Here is a 17,889-nt window from a genome sequence, read left to right as displayed (position 1 = left end):
CAGAAAAATGTTGGATTTTGTTGACACGTATGAGAGCAAGTGGTAAGATTACTTCGAAAAGAATCACTGCCTCATATAATCTTGGAGATAAGGTCCATAAGTTTCTACCTGGCAACCATGAATTGCTAGACTATGAGGGGAAAAGTGTGTAACAAAGGATGTAAAGGATCTTTGTGCCGAACTTTTTCTCGAAATGAGGAATGTTTATGGTGCAAAGTTTTTTTTATACAGTAAAGAGTGAAAATTTCATTTTAAAAAATTATTATTATTTATTCGACAATTGTGCTTATTTTTAGTGGTTAGTCATTTGTACTATGTTGTAAGTTGAAAAAAGAGAAAAGAAGTCTTACATCAGAGGTCGAATAATTGAAATGCGGGGGAGTCTTATGTCAGTAAAATCCGATAGTCGTCACCTATATTTACGGGTGATTGATCACATCAAAGAAAAAATTAAAGATGGGGCTTATAAAGAACGACAAAAGTTACCATCAGAGTTTGATTTAGCGAAAGAACTTGGCGTAAGTAGAGCGACTTTAAGGGAAGCGTTACGTATTTTAGAAGAAGAAAATGTTGTCATTCGTAGACATGGTGTAGGGACATTTGTAAATGCAAAGCCATTATTTTCTTCTGGAATAGAACAACTTTCTAGTATTACAGATATGATTTCTAGTGTGGGGAAAACACCAGGAACGATTTTTTTATCATCATCTACTACAACTTTAACAGAAGAGGAAAAAGAGAAGTTTAATAGTGAAGATGGTTTTAATGCAGTGATGATTGAACGCGTGCGTACAGCAGATGGGGAACCTGTTGTATATTGTATCGATAAACTTGCAAAAGAAATATTGCCAGATTTATCGGGTTACAATGAGGAATCATTATTAACGGTGATACATAATAACACGCATAAGCGCATAACATATGCGGTTGCTCACATTGAGCCAATTGGCTATCACCCTAAAATCTCACCAATTTTAGAATGTGAGCCTGAAACAGCACTGCTTGTATTAAAACAAATGCACTATGATCAAAATGATGAGCCAATCTTATATTCTATTAATTACTTTAGAGCTGATAAGTTTAGCTTCCACGTATTAAGAAAGCGTATGTAGGTAAGTTCCTTTTTAGGGAGGTGACAGCAAGAAGTAAGGGACAGCAGCGAAAGAATAAATAAATATATATCATTTTTGGAGGGGTTTCTAGTATGAAGAAAAAAGCAGGTCTTTTATTATCATTAACATTAGTAGCAAGTACAGTTTTAGGTGCATGTGGTAACTCGGATAAGGCAAGCAGTGACAAGAAAGACACGAAAGACTTCAAGGTTGGTATGGTAACGGATGTTGGGGGCGTTGATGACAAATCGTTCAACCAATCTTCTTGGGAAGGACTAAAAAAGTTTGGTAAAGATAATGGATTAAAGGAAAAGACAAATTATCGTTACCTACAGTCTGAAAAAGAAGCGGATTATATTCCAAACTTAAAGAAATTTTCAAAAGATAAGTATGATTTATCTTTCGGAATTGGTTATAAATTAGAAGGTGCAATTAAAGAAGTAGCAAAAGAATCTCCAAAACAACAATTTGCAATCGTTGATACTGTAGTAGATGCACCAAACGTAACGAGCATTACATTTAAAGATCATGAAGGATCATTCCTTGTAGGTGCGGTAGCAGCTATGTCAACAAAATCAAATAAAGTAGGATTTGTTGGTGGGATGAAGAGTGATTTAATTAGTAAATTCGAAAATGGATTTAAAGCGGGTGCAAAAGCAGTAAATCCAAACATTGAAATCGTATCTGAATATGCAGAAGCATTCGATAAACCTGAAAAAGGTACAGTTCTTGCATCAGCAATGTACGGTCAAGGCGTAGACGTAATTTACCATGCTGCTGGTGGTACAGGTAACGGTGTATTCACTGAAGCGAAAAACCGTAAGAAAAAAGGTGAAAATGTTTGGGTAATCGGTGTTGACCGTGACCAAAACCAAGAAGGTATGCCTGAAAACGTAACATTAACTTCAATGGTAAAACGTGTAGATATCGCTGTTGAAAAAGTAGCACAAGAAGCGAAAGACGGTAAGTTAAAAGGCGGTAAAGTAGAAGCGTTTGGTTTAAAAGATGACGGTGTTGGTATTGCAAAAACAACTGACAACGTGAAAAAAGTTAACCCTGAAATTTTAACAAAAGTAGAAGAGCTTGAAAAGAAAATTACAGACGGTGAAATTAAAGTACCAGCTACAGATAAAGAGTATAAAGAATATGAAGCTTCTCTAAAAAAATAAATAGAGAAATAGCAAAGGTTAGTTCATAGAACTAACCTTTGTATGTATAAAACTTCCGAATTGCTTAATAAGTTAATAGTGTAATAGGGAATGTTCCCTGTTAAAAGGAGGAACACAATGGAATACGTAATTGAGATGAATAACATTACGAAAGTATTCCCAGGCATTGTAGCGAATGATGATATTACGCTGCAAGTAAAGCAGGGTGAGATACATGCTTTACTTGGAGAAAATGGTGCAGGGAAATCCACATTGATGAATGTACTATTTGGTTTGTACCAACCAGAACAAGGTGAAATTAAAATTAAAGGAAAGTCTGTAAACATTACCAATCCGAATGTGGCAAATGACCTTGGTATTGGAATGGTTCATCAGCACTTTATGCTTGTTCATAATTTTACAGTTACAGAAAATATTATTCTCGGAAATGAACCGAAGAAAAAAGGGAAAATTGCTGTTGAGGAAGCTGCTAAAGAAATTCAAAAACTGTCTGAACAATACGGTTTAGCTGTAGATCCATATGCGAAAATACAGGATATTTCAGTTGGTATGCAACAGCGTGTTGAGATATTAAAAACTCTTTACCGCGGTGCAGAAATTTTAATATTTGATGAACCGACAGCTGTGTTAACACCGCAAGAAATTCATGAGCTAATTCAAATTATGAAAAAGCTTGTGCAAGAAGGAAAATCTATTGTTCTTATTACACATAAGTTGAAAGAAATTATGGAAGTTTGCGATCGTTGTACGATTATTCGTAAAGGAAAAGGAATTGGAACGGTTGACGTTGCAAATACGGATGAAAATAAACTTGCAGAATTAATGGTCGGACGTCAAGTGAATTTTAAAACAGAAAAAATAGACGCGAAACCAAAAGAAGAGGTACTTTCAATTGCAAACCTTGTTGTTCACGATGCACGTCAACTACCTGCTGTAAAAGGCCTTGACTTAACTGTTCGTGCGGGGGAAATTGTTGGGATTGCAGGGATTGATGGAAACGGACAAAGTGAATTAATAGAAGCAATTACTGGTTTACGAAAAGTTGAGTCAGGTTCTATTGCAATTAAAGGGAAAGAAATAACAAATTGGCCTGTTAGAAGAATAACAGAAGAAGGAATTGGTCATATTCCAGAAGATCGTCATAAACACGGACTCGTCCTTGATTTTTCTGTTAGAGATAATATAGTTCTGCAAACGTACTATAAGAATCCGTTTTCAAAGAAAGGGATTTTAAATTTCAGCAAAATTACAGAAAAAGCAAAGGCTCTTATTGAACAGTTTGATGTACGTACACCTAGTGAGCAAACGTTAGCACGCGCTCTATCTGGGGGAAATCAACAAAAAGCAATTATTGCACGTGAAGTAGACCGTGATCCGGATTTATTAATCGCAGCACAGCCAACACGTGGTTTAGATGTAGGAGCAATTGAATTTATTCATAAGAGATTAATAGAGCAAAGGGATAAAGGGAAAGGTGTATTACTTTTATCACTAGAGTTAGATGAAATCTTAAATGTTAGCGATCGAATTGCTGTTATTTATGAAGGGAAAATTGTAGCAATAGTTGATGCGAAAGAAACGAATGAACAACAGCTTGGATTGTTAATGGCTGGAGGAACAAAGAAGGAGCAGGTGGGTACAAATGGCTAAAAAACTTTTAACAGAACGAACGATAAATATTTTAGTCCCAGTACTATCCGTTATTTTTGGCTTACTTGTCGGAGCGATTGTAATGCTAGTTAGTGGTTATGATCCAATTGTGGGTTATAGTGCACTTTGGACAGGGATGTTCGGCAGCGCAAGTGCGATTGGTGAAACGCTTCGTACAATGATACCGCTTATTCTTGCTGGTTTATCAGTGGCGTTTGCATTTCGTACAGGTTTATTTAATATCGGGGTAGAGGGTCAATTGCTAGTTGGTTGGCTTGCAGCGGTTTGGTTCGGTTATGCAGTTTCACTACCAGCTTTCCTTCATATTCCATTATCTATTTTATTCGCAGCATTGGTAGGAGGAATTTGGGGCTTCATTCCTGGATATTTAAAAGGAAAGTTTCAAGTTAATGAGGTTATTGTAACAATTATGATGAACTATATCGCATTATATGTAACATATGACATCATTAAGCGCTTTTTACATGAAGGTAATGATAAAACGTATGACATTAAAGAGAGTGCATCACTATCTTCAGACTGGCTTGCTTCTATTACTGATGGTTCGCGTCTTCACTGGGGAATTATTGTAGCAATATTAATTGCTATTTTAATGTGGTTCTTATTAGATCGAACAACTTTAGGTTACGAATTAAAGTCGGTAGGATTTAATCAGCATGCTTCTCAATATGCAGGTATGAAAGTTTCTCGTAATGTAGTATTCTCCATGACAATTGCTGGTGCATTTGCGGGGATTGGTGGAGCGATGGAAGGATTAGGAACATTCCAGAGTATGACAGCGATGTCTTCGTTTACAGGAGTAGGATTTGATGGGATTGCTGTAGCATTACTTGGAGGGAATAATCCGTTTGGGATAATCCTTTCAGCTTTATTATTTGGTGGTTTGAAAAGTGCTTCCCCTCAAATGAACTTTGAGGCAGATGTACCATCAGAGCTTATTAATGTAATTATTGCATGTATCATCTTCTTTGTTGCATGTAGTTATGTGTTAAGATGGGCGCTTACACGCATGAGCAAGGAGGGGAAATAAATGAGCTTTTTAGATATATTAGCCATTCTTGTGACGGGTACGTTATATACATCGGCACCTATCATTTTCACAGCACTAGGTGGTGTATTTAGTGAACGATCGGGTGTTGTAAATATCGGATTAGAAGGACTAATGCTATTTGGTGCATTTATTGGAGTTGTTACAAACTTATTAATGGGTGATACTTGGGGAACGATGACTCCGTGGATTGCGTTATTATTTGCGGCAATTGGTAGTGGATTATTTGCATTACTTCATGCGGTAGCTTCTATTACATTCCGAGCAGATCAAGTTGTAAGTGGTGTAGCAATTAACTTCTTATCCCTTGGTTTAACGGTATTTGCAATTAAGAAGATTTTTGATAAAGGGCAGACTGACTTTATTCAGTATCGTATTGAAAAGATTGATATTCCAGGCCTTTCGGATATTCCGGTTTTAGGGAAAATATTTTTCTCGAACGTACCAATAACGTCGTATATTGCCATTATTTTAGCATTCGTTGTTTGGTATGTTATTTATAAAACACCGTTCGGTCTTCGTCTACGTGCTGTTGGTGAACACCCAATGGCAGCGGATACGATGGGGATTAACGTATATAAAATGCGCTATATTGGAGTCTGTATTTCAGGAGTGTTTGCTGGAATTGGTGGAGCGATTTTTGCAATGTCAATTTCTAATAACTTCTCAGGGGCAACTATTACAGGACAAGGTTTCTTAGCTTTAGCTGCTATGATTTTTGGAAAGTGGAATCCACTAGGCGCACTAGGTGCAGCTCTATTCTTTGGTTTTGCACAATCTCTTAGTGTAACGGGCGGAACAATTCCTGTATTAGATCAAATTCCAAGTGTTTTATTAACGATATTACCATATGTATTCACAATATTAGCGCTTGTTGGTTTTGTAGGTCGTTCTGAAGCTCCGAAAGCATTAGGAACTCCTTATGAAAAAGGAAAACGATAAGTATTTTATAAGTATAAAAAAGCTCGCACATTAGTGTGGGCTTTTTTACATAGAATATATTTAATACGGAATTTTACTATGTTCCTTACATATTAAAGTTTTTAGAAAGAATCATATGTAAGCATAATAAGGAAGAAAAGTTGATTTTTTATTTCTAAAAACTGTATATTGAAGAGGAATATTCCTATATACGTAAAGGAGGGCTATAAATGAAACTAATGGAACAACAACTACATGAGTTAGGTGGTTTGCGCGTACATATTATTCCGACTGATAAATATAAAACGAATACCTTTGTATTTCGTTTTAAAGCGCCTTTAAATGAGGAGACGGTGACAGAGCGTGCCCTATTGCCATACGTATTGCAAAGTGCGACAGAAAAATTACCTTCTGTAATTCGTCTTCGTCAATATTTAGAAGAATTATACGGGTCTTCTTTAGCAGTAGATGTAAGTAAAAAAGGGGAAGACCATATTATCTCCATTTATGTAGACATTGCAAATGAAGTATATTTACATGATGCACCACCGTTATTTGAAAAAGCGCTTTCTATGTTGTCGGATATTGTGTTACATCCAGCGACGGAGGGGAACGGTTTCCTACCTTCTATCGTAGAAAGTGAAAAAAGAGCACTGTTACAGAGAATTGAAGCTACTTATGACGATAAAATGCGTTATGCAAACGAGCGTTTAATTGAAGAAATGTGCAAAGTAGAACCGTATCGTTTAAGTGCAAATGGAAAAAAAGAGAGTGTTGCTTCTATTACAAATGAAAGTCTGTATCAATATTATCAAAAGGTGTTAGCGGAAGATGAGATGGATCTATATATTATTGGTGATATTTCAGAAAACGCCGTTGATCTTGTAAGTAAGTATTTTTCTATTTCAGCTCGTCCAGTGAGAGAAAGAAATGTACTCCTTCATAGACGAAATAATGAAGAAAAAGAAGTTGTTGAAAAACAAGAATTAAAACAAAGTAAATTACACATCGGTTATCGTACATTTGTCACATATAAAGATGAAGATTATTTTGCATTGCAATTGTTCAATGGATTGTTTGGTGGTTTTTCTCATTCGAAGTTATTCGTAAATGTGCGTGAAAAAAATAGTTTAGCGTACTATGCAGCATCGCGCTTTGAAAGTCATAAAGGTTTATTATTTGTTATGTCAGGAATTGAAGCGAAAAATTATGAAAAAGCAGTTGAGATTATTAAAGAACAAATGCTTGCGATGCAAAACGGAGAGTTTTCTGAAGAAGAAATACATCAAACAAAAAGTGTCATCCAAAATCAAATATTAGAGGCGATTGATACACCGCGTGGATTTGTAGAAATGCTATATCATGGTATTATTTCAGATCGTACACGTCCAGTTGAAGAATGGCTTACAGGTATAGAAAGTGTGACAAAAGAAGAAATTGTAAAAGTTGCTAAAAATATTGAACTAGATACAATTTACTTTTTACAAGGAACGGAGGGAGAGTAAATGGAGAAAATTATTTATGAGCAATTAAAAGAAACACTCTATTATGAAAAACTTCCTAATGGATTAGATGTATATGTTTTACCGAAACAAGGATTTAATAAAACATTTGCGACGTTTACGACGAAATATGGTTCAGTAGATAATACATTTGTACCATTAGGGAAAGAAGAAATGATTCGTGTACCTGATGGGATTGCACATTTTCTTGAGCATAAATTATTTGAAAAAGAAGATCACGATGCTTTCCAATTGTTTAGTAAACAAGGAGCATCGGCAAATGCTTTTACATCCTTCACACGAACAGCTTACCTTTTTTCATGTACTTCAAACGTAGAACAAAATTTAAATACATTACTAAACTTTGTGCAAGAGCCTTATTTCTCTGAAAAAACAGTTGAAAAAGAGAAGGGGATTATTGGGCAAGAAATTCAAATGTATCAAGATAACCCAGATTGGCGTTTGTACTTTGGGTTAATTGATAGCTTGTTTGTAAAACACCCAATTAAAATTGATATTGCAGGGACAATCGAATCTATTAGTAAAATTACGAAAGATTTATTATATGAATGTTATGAAACATTTTATCATCCGAGCAATATGTTATTATTTGTTGTGGGTGCAATTGATCCAGAGAAAACAATGGATTTAGTACGTGAAAATCAAGCAAAAAAAGATTATAAAAACCAGCCAGAAATTGTGCGTTCATTTGAAGAGGAACCAAATGAGGTAAATGAAAAGAAAAAAATTATTTCAATGCCTGTGCAAACACCGAAATGTTTAGTTGGTATTAAAGCGACTAATTTAAAAGAAAAAGGGCAAGCGCTTTTAAAACAAGAAATTGCGCTTACGTTACTTTTAGATTATTTATTTGGAAAAAGTTCTGTTCATTACGAAGCTTTATATAATGAAGGGCTTATTGATGATTCATTCTCGTATGACTATACAGAAGAAAATAACTTCGGTTTTGCAATGGTTGGCGGTGATACGAAACAACCTGATGAATTGGCAGATCGTTTAAAAGATATTTTATTAAAAACAGATTATGATCAATTAGATGCGGCGGCATTAGAACGAGTGAAGAAAAAGAAAATTGGTGGTTTTTTACGCTCGTTGAATTCACCAGAATATATTGCAAATCAATTTACACGATATGCGTTTAATGAATCTAGTCTATTTGATGCATTGACTGTATTAGAAGGGCTAACCGTTCAAGACTTACAAGAAGTAGCAAAATTATTGTTATCAGAAGAAAAAATGAGTGTTTGTCAGGTGTTACCGAAAAAATAACATTTTAAAGATACCCTCATCTTATCATTGAAAAATTGTAAGATGAGGGTATTATTTAGTTGTGTGAAAAGTGAACTTGTAGAGATAAGAGAGGGAATTTATGAAAAAGTATGCGTTAGTAACTGGAGGGAGCGGAGGGATTGGCTCTGCTATTTCGAAACAATTAATTCAAGATGGATATACAGTTTATGTTCATTACAATAACAGTGAAGGAAAGGTATTGGAATTGCAGAAAGCATGGGGGGAAGTTATCCCTGTGCAAGCGAATTTGGCTTCTAGTGATGGAGCAGAGCAATTGTGGAGACAAATTGAACATCCTATTGATGTTATTGTATATGCAGCTGGGAAGAGTATTTTTGGACTAGTAACAGATATAACAAACGATGAATTGGATTATATGGTAGAACTTCAAGTGAAGAACGTATATAAATTACTTTCAATGGCACTTCCGCCTATGATTGGGAGGAGAAGTGGTAATATTGTAATTGTTTCATCTATATGGGGACAAATAGGGGCTTCTTGTGAAGTGCTTTATTCAATGGTAAAAGGGGCGCAAAATTCATATGTGAAAGCTTTGGCGAAAGAAGTGTCTTTAAGTGGATTACGTGTGAATGCGGTAGCACCAGGAGCAATTGAAACGGAAATGTTAAGTGTTTTTTCTGAAGAAGATAAAATGGGAATTGCTGAAGATATACCATTAGGTAGAATAGGGTTACCAGAAGAAGTAGCAAAAACAGTTGCATTCCTCGTATCACCAGGAGCATCTTACATAACTGGACAAATCATCGGAGTGAATGGTGGTTGGCACTGCTAAAAATTTCTTACATAAAAAATGAATAGTTGCACAAATTAAGCATGATTTTATTACTCAATAGTGAGGTGCTTAATTATGTCAGTATTAGATAATTTTGATCAGTGGAAGAGCTTTTTAGGAGATCGTTTAGAGCAAGCGCAAGGAAAAGGTTTAGACGGCGGTGCGGTATCAGATATGGCATTTCGTGTTGGCGACTACCTTGCTAATGAAGTAGAAGGACGCAATGACCAAGAGAAATTATTAGCTGAGCTTTGGAAAGTTGCTGATGAACAGGAGCAACATACCATTGCAAACTTAATGGTTAAGTTTGTACAACATAAGTAAAAGTAGAGAGGAGATTCTCCTCTCTACTTTTTTTGTATAATAATTACACAGGATAGATTATACATTTAGCTTCCCTATTAAGGTGAAATCATATAATATAGTACGTAGGTGTAAAGTAAGCAAGGGGAGTGATCTTGGATGATTGAATGGTATTTTGAATATGAAATACATAAAAACCGACCTGGCTTGCTTGGTGACGTTTCTTCGTTAATCGGTATGCTCGGCATTAATATTGTCACAATTAATGGTGTAGATAATGCACGACGTGGGTTACTTCTTATGTGTGATAATCAAGAGCAAATCTCTAGACTTGAATCAATTTTAAATACGATGGATAACATAACGGTAACGAAATATCGTCCGCCCAAGCTAAGAGATAAGCTAGCGGTTAGGCATGGTAGGTACATACAACGAGATGCAGATGATAAGAAAACATTTCGATTTGTGCGTGATGAATTAGGCTTACTTGTAGACTTTATGGCAGAAATTATGAAAAAAGAAGGCCATAAACTAATTGGGATACGCGGAATGCCTCGTGTCGGAAAAACAGAATCCATTGTTGCTGCAAGTGTTTGTGCAAATAAAAGGTGGTTATTTGTATCATCTACTCTTATTAAGCAAACTGTTCGTAGTCAATTAATTGAAGATGAGTATAGCGATGACAATATTTTCATCCTAGATGGAATTGTGTCAACGAAGCGTGCTAACGAAAGACATTGGCAGCTCGTTCGTGAAATTATGAGATTGCCTGCAACAAAAGTTGTAGAACATCCTGATGTATTTGTGAGTCAGTCAGAATACACATTGGATGATTTTGATTATATTATCGAGTTGCGCAACGATTATGATGAAGAAATTCAATATAATTTAGTAGATGAAATTGAGCAAGGTACGCAAAATAATTTCTCTATGTTTGACTTTTAAAGAAATATTGAGGTGTTAGTAGTGACGGAATTGGGACAAAAGCTGAAAGAAGCAAGAGAAGCGAAAGGCTTGACTATTGATCAGCTGCATGAGATTACAAAAATTCAAAAACGCCATTTAGTGGCAATTGAAGAAGGCAATTATGATGTATTGCCAGGAGCTTTTTATGCGCGTGCATTCATTAAACAATACGCAGATGCGGTTGGATTAAATGGAGAGGAACTGCTTGTAGAACATCAGAGTACGATACCACAATCTGAGAAGCGTGAAGTTCCACAAGTATCAACGGGACAAAAAACACAAGAAACAATGCAAAAATCTTCATCATGGCCAATTGCAGATCACATGCCGAAAATCTTAGTTGCGTTGTTAGTAATCGCAGTTGGAGTGGTAATCTGGTTTGTGTTTCAAGCGTTAACTGGAAAAGATGATGAAAAAGTTCCGAGTGCTCAAAGTGAGAAAATTGAAGTTCAAAAAGCAAAAGATTCTCCGTTAGATACGAAGAAAGATGAAGCGAAAGCGGAAGAACCAAAAAAAGAAGAACCAAAAAAAGAGGAACCAAAAAAAGAGGAACCAAAGAAAGAAGAACCAAAGAAAGAAGAGCAACCAGCACCACCAACGGGACAGCAAGAAGTGAAAGTAGTTGGAACAACTGGTAAGGTATCTACTTTGGAAATTCATAATAATAAAACGTTAGAATTGGAAATCATAGCGAAGGGTACAAGCTATGTAGATGTTAAAGATGATGCGGGTAACGAAATTTTAAACACTACAGTACAAGGTGGTCAAACAGAAAAACGTGATGTATCAACATTAAAAGAAGTACGACTTAATATTGGAAATGCAACGAATGTTGAAGTTAAACTAAATGGCCAAGTGGTTGCTTTCCCATTGGACCCAGAAAAAGAACTTCACCAAAGATTGGTGATAAAAAACCAAGGGATAGGGCAACCTGCACAATAACAGTCATCGCTTCGATGACTTTTTTCAATGAACAAATGTTTTTGATATGATGGAGGAATAGCTGTGAATTTACCAAATAAAATTACAATATCTAGAATCTTCTTAATTCCAATTTTCATGGTAATTATGTTAGCGCCCTTTAATTGGGGTTCATACACAATTGGTGATGTTGATTTACCAATTCAACATTTAGTGGGGGCACTTATCTTTATCGTTGCTTCAGCTACAGATTGGATTGATGGACATTACGCAAGGAAGTATAATCTTGTAACGAACTTAGGAAAGTTTCTTGATCCGTTAGCTGATAAATTACTGGTTTCAGCAGCACTTATTACATTGGTAGAGATGCGATATGTACCGGCTTGGATTGTTATTGTAATTATCAGTCGTGAGTTTGCTGTAACAGGTTTACGTCTTGTACTTGCTGGAACAGGGGAAGTAGTTGCGGCAAATCAGCTAGGGAAAATTAAGACATGGACACAAATTATTGCGATTGCAGCATATTTATTACACGATGTACCTTTAAATTTAATCCATATTCCAGTTGCGGATATCTTCATATGGATTGCATTAATCTTTACTGTTATTTCAGGATGGGATTATTTCTGGAAAAATAGAGCTGCTTTTGTAAACTCAAAATAGAAGTTTATGGGGGAATTGGGATGAATGCTGAGATTATTGCGGTTGGAACTGAATTATTACTTGGACAAATTGCAAATACAAATGCCCAGTTTTTATCTGAAAAGTTGGCTTCAATTGGAATTAACGTGTACTATCATACTGTTGTTGGTGATAATAATAAGCGACTGCAAAAGGCGATTGAAGCTGCGGAAGAACGTGCTGATATCCTTATTTTTACAGGTGGATTAGGACCGACAAAAGATGATTTAACGAAAGAAACGATAGCGACTAGTTTAGATGAAAAGCTTGTGTATGATGAAAAGGCATTAGACTTAATAAGTAATTACTTTAAGCGTACAGGCCGTGAATTTACGGAGAATAATAAAAAGCAAGCGCTCGTTTTAAATGGAGCAACAGTATTTGCAAATGACCACGGTATGGCGCCGGGTATGGGGGTAAATAAGAACGGAAAAGTTTATATTTTATTACCAGGGCCGCCAAAAGAAATGAAACCAATGTATGTAAGTTACGTAGAGCCTTTTTTACGTAATTTTACAACAGGAGAAAACATTTATTCACGTGTGCTTCGTTTCTTCGGTATTGGGGAGTCCCAATTAGAGGTGAAAGTTCAAGATTTAATTGATGGACAAACAAACCCAACAATTGCCCCGCTAGCAAATGATGGAGAAGTGACATTACGTTTAACCGCTAAGCATCAAAATGTTAGCGAAGCGGAGAAACTAATTCAACATGTGGAAGATTTGATTTTAGAAAGAGTAGGAGAATTTTTCTACGGATATGACCAAGAATTTTTGCATTATAAGGCAATCGAGTTATTGAAGAGAAAAGGGTTAACTTTAGCATGTGCAGAAAGTTTAACAGGTGGTCTTTTTGGAAATCAAGTAACTGAAAATGCTGGTGTTTCTTCTGTATTTAAGGGCGGTGTCATTTGTTATCATAATGATGTGAAGCAACATGTTTTACGTGTGCCTGAAGAAGTGTTGCATACTGATGGTGCAGTTAGTAAGGAATGTGCTCGTTATCTTGCTGAAAATGTTAAGGATTTATTAAAAGCGGATATCGGAATTAGTTTCACTGGGGTAGCAGGGCCAGATGCTTCAGAACAGAAAGAGCCAGGAACAGTATTTGTTGGATTAGCGATTAAAGGTGAACAAACTGCAGTCTTTCCTCTTAATTTAAGTGGAAGTCGTCAACAAATTAGAGAACGATCAGCAAAATATGGATTTTATCATTTATATAAAAAGCTAGAAGAGATATAAGTTTCTTCTAGCTTTTTTTATAGTTAAATTCCGTATTTGTGTGATGGAAAATAAAAAAATCGAATAAATGTTCGATTTTTGTTGGCAAATTGAATTGAAAATAGGTATAATAAGATTAGCAATTCAGTTAAGGAGGAATTTTGAATGAGTGATCGTCAAGCGGCATTAGATATGGCGTTAAAACAAATAGAGAAGCAATTCGGTAAAGGTTCAATTATGAAATTAGGAGAACAAGCGGAACGTAGAATTTCTACAATTTCAAGTGGTTCTTTAGCACTTGATGTGGCGCTAGGGGTAGGCGGATACCCACGTGGCCGTATTATCGAAATTTACGGACCTGAAAGTTCAGGTAAAACGACAGTTTCATTACATGCAATTGCAGAAGTACAACGTCAAGGTGGACAAGCAGCATTCATCGATGCGGAGCACGCAATGGATCCTGTATATGCACAAAAATTAGGCGTTAACATAGATGAATTACTATTATCACAGCCTGATACAGGGGAGCAAGGATTAGAAATTGCAGAAGCACTTGTACGAAGTGGTGCGGTTGATATTATCGTAATTGACTCTGTAGCAGCTCTTGTACCGAAAGCAGAGATTGAAGGCGACATGGGTGACTCACACGTAGGTTTACAAGCACGTTTAATGTCACAAGCACTTCGTAAGCTTTCAGGGGCAATCAACAAATCAAAAACAATTGCAATCTTTATTAACCAAATTCGTGAAAAAGTTGGGGTTATGTTCGGAAACCCAGAAACAACTCCAGGTGGTCGTGCGTTGAAATTCTATTCAACTGTCCGTCTTGAAGTGCGTCGTGCGGAGCAATTAAAGCAAGGTAACGACATCGTTGGTAATAAAACAAAAGTAAAAGTAGTGAAAAATAAAGTAGCGCCACCATTCCGTGTTGCTGAAGTTGATATTATGTACGGAGAAGGTATTTCAAGAGAAGGTGAAATCTTAGATATGGCTTCTGAGCTTGATATCGTTCAAAAGAGCGGTGCTTGGTATTCTTATAATGAAGAACGTTTAGGACAAGGTCGTGAAAATTCGAAGCAATTCTTAAAAGAGAATACGGACTTAAGAGAGGAAATTGCCTTCTTTGTTCGTGATCATCACGGAATTGGTGAAGATTCTGGTGTGGAAGACACGGAAGATTCAACTCTTCAAGATTAAAAAATAAAAGACACGGGTCCCGTGTCTTTTATTTTTTACCTTCTATTAAAGGGGTATCTATCGTAGTGGTTAAAATATTTTTTTGACTCAAATGGGATGTGTAAAGAGGAATATTCATGCGTTTTAAGGGAATAAAATGGTATTTACTAAGGTTTTCCAGGATAATATGCTATCAATTTTTCAAATTCAGATAACATTCAGGACTGAAGGTAAAGAAAGTAAAAGTAGACAACGCTTGACAATGAAAATTACGATAGATACAATGAGAATGTATATTTTTTCTTATATACGATATACTCTTCTCAAGAAGAGAAGTAATATTCGGAGTAAGGTTTAAAACTTACCGAAATAATAATATGACATTTTAATTGTGAAATGAAGAAAGTCCCTTAAAAAAGCGGGACGACGGTCTTTGCTGTATGTTGTAATTTAATGTACATGCCGACAGTCTTTTTTCATTCATAGCAAGGGGAGGTGAAATCATGAGTAGTACAGTTTGGATACTCATCTCCATTTTGCTTGCAACAACAGTCGGTGCAGTTGTTGGCTTTTTTGTTCGAAAGTCTATTGCTGAAGCGAAGATTAATGGTGCGGCTAATGAAGCGAAACGTATTCTAGACGAAGCGAATCGTGAGGCTGAAGCACTTAAGAAAGAAGCGCTTTTAGAAGCAAAGGATGAAATTCATACACTTCGTACAGAAGCTGAATTAGAAATTCGTGACCGTAGAAGCGAATTACAAAAACAAGAAAATCGTTTAATGCAAAAAGAAGAGAACCTTGATCGTAAAGACGAAACGCTCGATAAACGCGAGCAACAGTTAGAGAAGAAAGAGGATTCTCTTGTAGCGAGACAACAACAGATTGAAGAGTTGGAAAGCAAAGTGGGAGAGTTAGTTCAAAAGCAACAAACAGAATTAGAGCGCATTTCCAATCTGACACGCGAACAAGCGAAAGCAATTATTCTTGGTAAAGTAGAAAATGAAGTTTCTCATGAAATCGCTGTTATGGTAAAAGAAAGTGAAGTTCGCGCGAAAGAAGAAGCGGATAAGAAAGCAAAAGAGATTTTATCTCTTGCAATGCAAAGATGTGCAGCTGATCATGTTGCTGAAACAACCGTTTCGGTTGTAAATCTTCCAAATGACGAAATGAAGGGACGTATTATCGGGCGTGAAGGTCGTAATATTCGTACGTTAGAAACGTTAACGGGTATTGACTTAATTATCGATGATACACCAGAGGCGGTAATCCTTTCTGGATTCGATCCAATTCGTCGTGAAACAGCTCGTATCGCTCTTGATAAACTAGTACAGGACGGACGTATTCACCCAGCGCGTATTGAAGAGATGGTCGAAAAATCAAGACGTGAAGTGGACGAGTATATTCGCGAAGTCGGAGAGCAAACAACGTTTGAAGTGGGTGTTCATGGATTACACCCAGATTTAATTAAAATTTTAGGTCGTTTAAAATACCGTACAAGTTATGGACAAAACGTCTTAAAACACTCTATGGAAGTTGCATATTTAACTGGACTTATGGCAGCAGAGCTTGGCGAGGATGAAAAACTAGCAAGACGTGCTGGTCTATTACATGATATCGGAAAAGCGATTGACCATGAAGTAGAAGGTAGCCACGTTGAAATTGGTGTTGAACTCGCAACGAAATATAAAGAGCATCCTGTAGTTATAAACAGTATCGCATCTCACCATGGTGACACAGAACCAACTTCTATCATTGCAGTTTTAGTTGCAGCAGCAGATGCTTTATCAGCTGCAAGACCGGGAGCTCGTAGTGAAACGCTTGAAAACTACATTCGTCGTCTTGAAAAGTTAGAAGAGATTTCAGAGTCTTATGAAGGCGTTGAAAAATCATTTGCAATTCAAGCAGGACGTGAAGTTCGTATTTTGGTAAAACCAGATACAATCGATGATTTAGAAGCTCATCGTTTAGCTCGTGATATCCGAAAACGTATTGAAAATGAACTGGATTACCCAGGACATATTAAAGTAACTGTTATTCGTGAAACACGTGCAGTGGAATACGCAAAATAAAGTGGTGAAACACCACTTTATTTTTTTGTGTTGGAATTGGATAAAATAAAGACAGTTAGTTATATAGCGTAAAAGTGAAACAAACTTATAATAAACATATTATAAGGAATTTCCTTAATGCTATAGCAATAAAAAATGCAGTACATAGAAAGGGTAAGACATATGAGAATATTATTTGTTGGGGATGTAGTAGGATCTCCTGGTAGAGGTATGATTCAACAATACGTACCGGCATTAAAGAAAAAATATACACCTACAGTAACAATCATTAATGGAGAAAACGCAGCAGGTGGCCGTGGGATTACAGAAAAAATATATCGAAACTTTTTAGAGTGTGGGGCGCAAGCAGTTACACTTGGAAACCATGCTTGGGATAATCGTGAAGTATTTGAATTCATAGATGATGCAAAATATCTTGCAAGACCAGCTAACTTCCCAGAAGGAACTCCAGGAAAAGGACTTATCTTTGTGAACTGTAATGGAACAGAAGTTGCAGTTATTAACTTACAAGGACGTACTTTCCTTCCTCCGATTGATTGTCCATTCCGTAAAGTGGATGAATTAATTAATATTGCGAAAAAACGTACGAATATTATCTTTGTTGATTTCCATGCGGAGACTACAAGTGAAAAACAAGCGCTAGGTTGGTATGTAGATGGACGTGCTACAGCAGTAGTAGGTACGCATACGCATGTCCCTACAGCGGATAACCGTATTTTACCAAGCGGAACGGCATATATTACAGATGTTGGGATGACAGGGCCATATGATGGAATATTAGGTATGGACCGAGAAGCGGTATTGAAGAAGTTTTTAACGAACTTACCGGTACGATTTGAAGTAACAAGTGGTAGAACGCAATTAAGTGCAGTGTTAATTGATGTGGATCCAAATACAGGAAAAGCAAAGAAAATTGAGCGCATTTTAATTAATGACGATCAACCATTTTTTGAGTAAATTTCCGTTAAATTTTAGATAAGTTATTATATTTTAATTTTTTAGAAAAATTACGGAAATTTAGCAGGA

16 protein-coding genes and 1 riboswitch are annotated in these 17,889 nt (G+C 36.2%); all 16 genes read left to right on the top strand.

Annotation, left to right across the window (positions count from 1 at the left end):
- The first annotated feature begins 51 nt into the window (after positions 1–51).
- Positions 52–153, top strand: a riboswitch (purine riboswitch).
- 233 nt (positions 154–386) lie between these two features.
- Positions 387–1,112, top strand: coding sequence for a GntR family transcriptional regulator (locus DN400_RS07340; RefSeq protein ID WP_000114182.1), 726 nt, complete (start codon positions 387–389; stop codon positions 1,110–1,112).
- Positions 1,113–1,204: 92 nt separating this feature from the next.
- Positions 1,205–2,281 (top strand): BMP family lipoprotein, encoded by a 1,077-nt coding sequence (locus DN400_RS07335; RefSeq protein ID WP_000725773.1) that lies wholly within the window; start codon positions 1,205–1,207, stop codon positions 2,279–2,281.
- Between the two features lie 117 nt (positions 2,282–2,398).
- Positions 2,399–3,931: an ABC transporter ATP-binding protein gene (locus DN400_RS07330; protein ID WP_000456925.1), complete on the top strand. Its 1,533-nt coding sequence runs from the start codon at positions 2,399–2,401 to the stop codon at positions 3,929–3,931.
- On the top strand, positions 3,924–4,982 hold the full coding sequence (locus DN400_RS07325; protein ID WP_001085255.1) for an ABC transporter permease: 1,059 nt from the start codon (positions 3,924–3,926) through the stop codon (positions 4,980–4,982). Before DN400_RS07330 ends, DN400_RS07325 begins: the two co-directional genes overlap by 8 nt.
- Positions 4,983–5,942 carry an ABC transporter permease gene (locus DN400_RS07320; RefSeq protein ID WP_000008857.1) on the top strand — a complete coding sequence of 320 codons (960 nt, stop codon included), beginning with the start codon at positions 4,983–4,985 and terminating at the stop codon, positions 5,940–5,942.
- A gap of 209 nt (positions 5,943–6,151) precedes the next feature.
- On the top strand, positions 6,152–7,426 hold the full coding sequence (yfmF, locus tag DN400_RS07315) for an EF-P 5-aminopentanol modification-associated protein YfmF (protein ID WP_000772413.1): 1,275 nt from the start codon (positions 6,152–6,154) through the stop codon (positions 7,424–7,426).
- A complete protein-coding gene (gene yfmH, locus DN400_RS07310) occupies positions 7,427–8,713 on the top strand; it encodes an EF-P 5-aminopentanol modification-associated protein YfmH (RefSeq protein ID WP_000411277.1) in 1,287 nt (428 codons plus the stop codon).
- Positions 8,714–8,813: 100 nt separating this feature from the next.
- Positions 8,814–9,527 (top strand): elongation factor P 5-aminopentanone reductase, encoded by a 714-nt coding sequence (gene ymfI, locus DN400_RS07305; RefSeq protein WP_098255748.1) that lies wholly within the window; start codon positions 8,814–8,816, stop codon positions 9,525–9,527.
- 75 nt (positions 9,528–9,602) lie between these two features.
- Positions 9,603–9,851 (top strand): DUF3243 domain-containing protein, encoded by a 249-nt coding sequence (locus DN400_RS07300; RefSeq protein ID WP_000114444.1) that lies wholly within the window; start codon positions 9,603–9,605, stop codon positions 9,849–9,851.
- Positions 9,852–9,989: 138 nt separating this feature from the next.
- Positions 9,990–10,775, top strand: coding sequence for a DUF3388 domain-containing protein (locus tag DN400_RS07295; RefSeq protein WP_000574107.1), 786 nt, complete (start codon positions 9,990–9,992; stop codon positions 10,773–10,775).
- 21 nt (positions 10,776–10,796) lie between these two features.
- Positions 10,797–11,738 (top strand): helix-turn-helix domain-containing protein, encoded by a 942-nt coding sequence (locus tag DN400_RS07290; RefSeq protein WP_098210985.1) that lies wholly within the window; start codon positions 10,797–10,799, stop codon positions 11,736–11,738.
- 63 nt (positions 11,739–11,801) lie between these two features.
- Positions 11,802–12,380, top strand: a complete 579-nt coding sequence (pgsA, locus tag DN400_RS07285; protein WP_001052977.1) for a CDP-diacylglycerol--glycerol-3-phosphate 3-phosphatidyltransferase — start codon at positions 11,802–11,804, stop codon at positions 12,378–12,380.
- A 20-nt stretch (positions 12,381–12,400) separates the two neighbouring features.
- Positions 12,401–13,639, top strand: coding sequence for a competence/damage-inducible protein A (locus tag DN400_RS07280; protein WP_065229238.1), 1,239 nt, complete (start codon positions 12,401–12,403; stop codon positions 13,637–13,639).
- 144 nt (positions 13,640–13,783) lie between these two features.
- Positions 13,784–14,815 (top strand): recombinase RecA, encoded by a 1,032-nt coding sequence (gene recA / locus DN400_RS07275; protein WP_001283854.1) that lies wholly within the window; start codon positions 13,784–13,786, stop codon positions 14,813–14,815.
- 482 nt (positions 14,816–15,297) lie between these two features.
- The gene (gene rny / locus DN400_RS07270; RefSeq protein WP_000099769.1) at positions 15,298–16,863 is read left to right on the top strand and encodes a ribonuclease Y; all 1,566 of its coding nucleotides are present in this window, start codon (positions 15,298–15,300) and stop codon (positions 16,861–16,863) included.
- Between the two features lie 162 nt (positions 16,864–17,025).
- On the top strand, positions 17,026–17,820 hold the full coding sequence (locus DN400_RS07265) for a TIGR00282 family metallophosphoesterase (protein WP_001221097.1): 795 nt from the start codon (positions 17,026–17,028) through the stop codon (positions 17,818–17,820).
- Positions 17,821–17,889 lie beyond the last annotated feature (69 nt).

It is taken from the genome of Bacillus sp. AR8-1, assembly GCF_008042345.1.
GTDB classification, from domain to species: Bacteria; Bacillota; Bacilli; order Bacillales; family Bacillaceae_G; genus Bacillus_A; species Bacillus_A cereus.
This window is presented reverse-complemented; position numbering and strand designations above follow the sequence as displayed.

Excerpts from the sequence above, each read along its gene's own strand:
- ymfI (WP_098255748.1), top strand. The coding sequence starts at position 8,814 with ATGAAAAAGTATGCGTTAGTAACTGGAGGGAGCGGAGGGATTGGCTCT.
- rny (WP_000099769.1), top strand. The coding sequence starts at position 15,298 with ATGAGTAGTACAGTTTGGATACTCATCTCCATTTTGCTTGCAACAACA.
- DN400_RS07330 (WP_000456925.1), top strand. The coding sequence starts at position 2,399 with ATGGAATACGTAATTGAGATGAATAACATTACGAAAGTATTCCCAGGC.
- yfmF (WP_000772413.1), top strand. The coding sequence starts at position 6,152 with ATGAAACTAATGGAACAACAACTACATGAGTTAGGTGGTTTGCGCGTA.
- recA (WP_001283854.1), top strand. The coding sequence starts at position 13,784 with ATGAGTGATCGTCAAGCGGCATTAGATATGGCGTTAAAACAAATAGAG.
- DN400_RS07265 (WP_001221097.1), top strand. The coding sequence starts at position 17,026 with ATGAGAATATTATTTGTTGGGGATGTAGTAGGATCTCCTGGTAGAGGT.
- DN400_RS07300 (WP_000114444.1), top strand. The coding sequence starts at position 9,603 with ATGTCAGTATTAGATAATTTTGATCAGTGGAAGAGCTTTTTAGGAGAT.
- DN400_RS07325 (WP_001085255.1), top strand. The coding sequence starts at position 3,924 with ATGGCTAAAAAACTTTTAACAGAACGAACGATAAATATTTTAGTCCCA.
- DN400_RS07340 (WP_000114182.1), top strand. The coding sequence starts at position 387 with ATGTCAGTAAAATCCGATAGTCGTCACCTATATTTACGGGTGATTGAT.
- DN400_RS07280 (WP_065229238.1), top strand. The coding sequence starts at position 12,401 with ATGAATGCTGAGATTATTGCGGTTGGAACTGAATTATTACTTGGACAA.
- DN400_RS07320 (WP_000008857.1), top strand. The coding sequence starts at position 4,983 with ATGAGCTTTTTAGATATATTAGCCATTCTTGTGACGGGTACGTTATAT.
- DN400_RS07335 (WP_000725773.1), top strand. The coding sequence starts at position 1,205 with ATGAAGAAAAAAGCAGGTCTTTTATTATCATTAACATTAGTAGCAAGT.
- yfmH (WP_000411277.1), top strand. The coding sequence starts at position 7,427 with ATGGAGAAAATTATTTATGAGCAATTAAAAGAAACACTCTATTATGAA.
- DN400_RS07295 (WP_000574107.1), top strand. The coding sequence starts at position 9,990 with ATGATTGAATGGTATTTTGAATATGAAATACATAAAAACCGACCTGGC.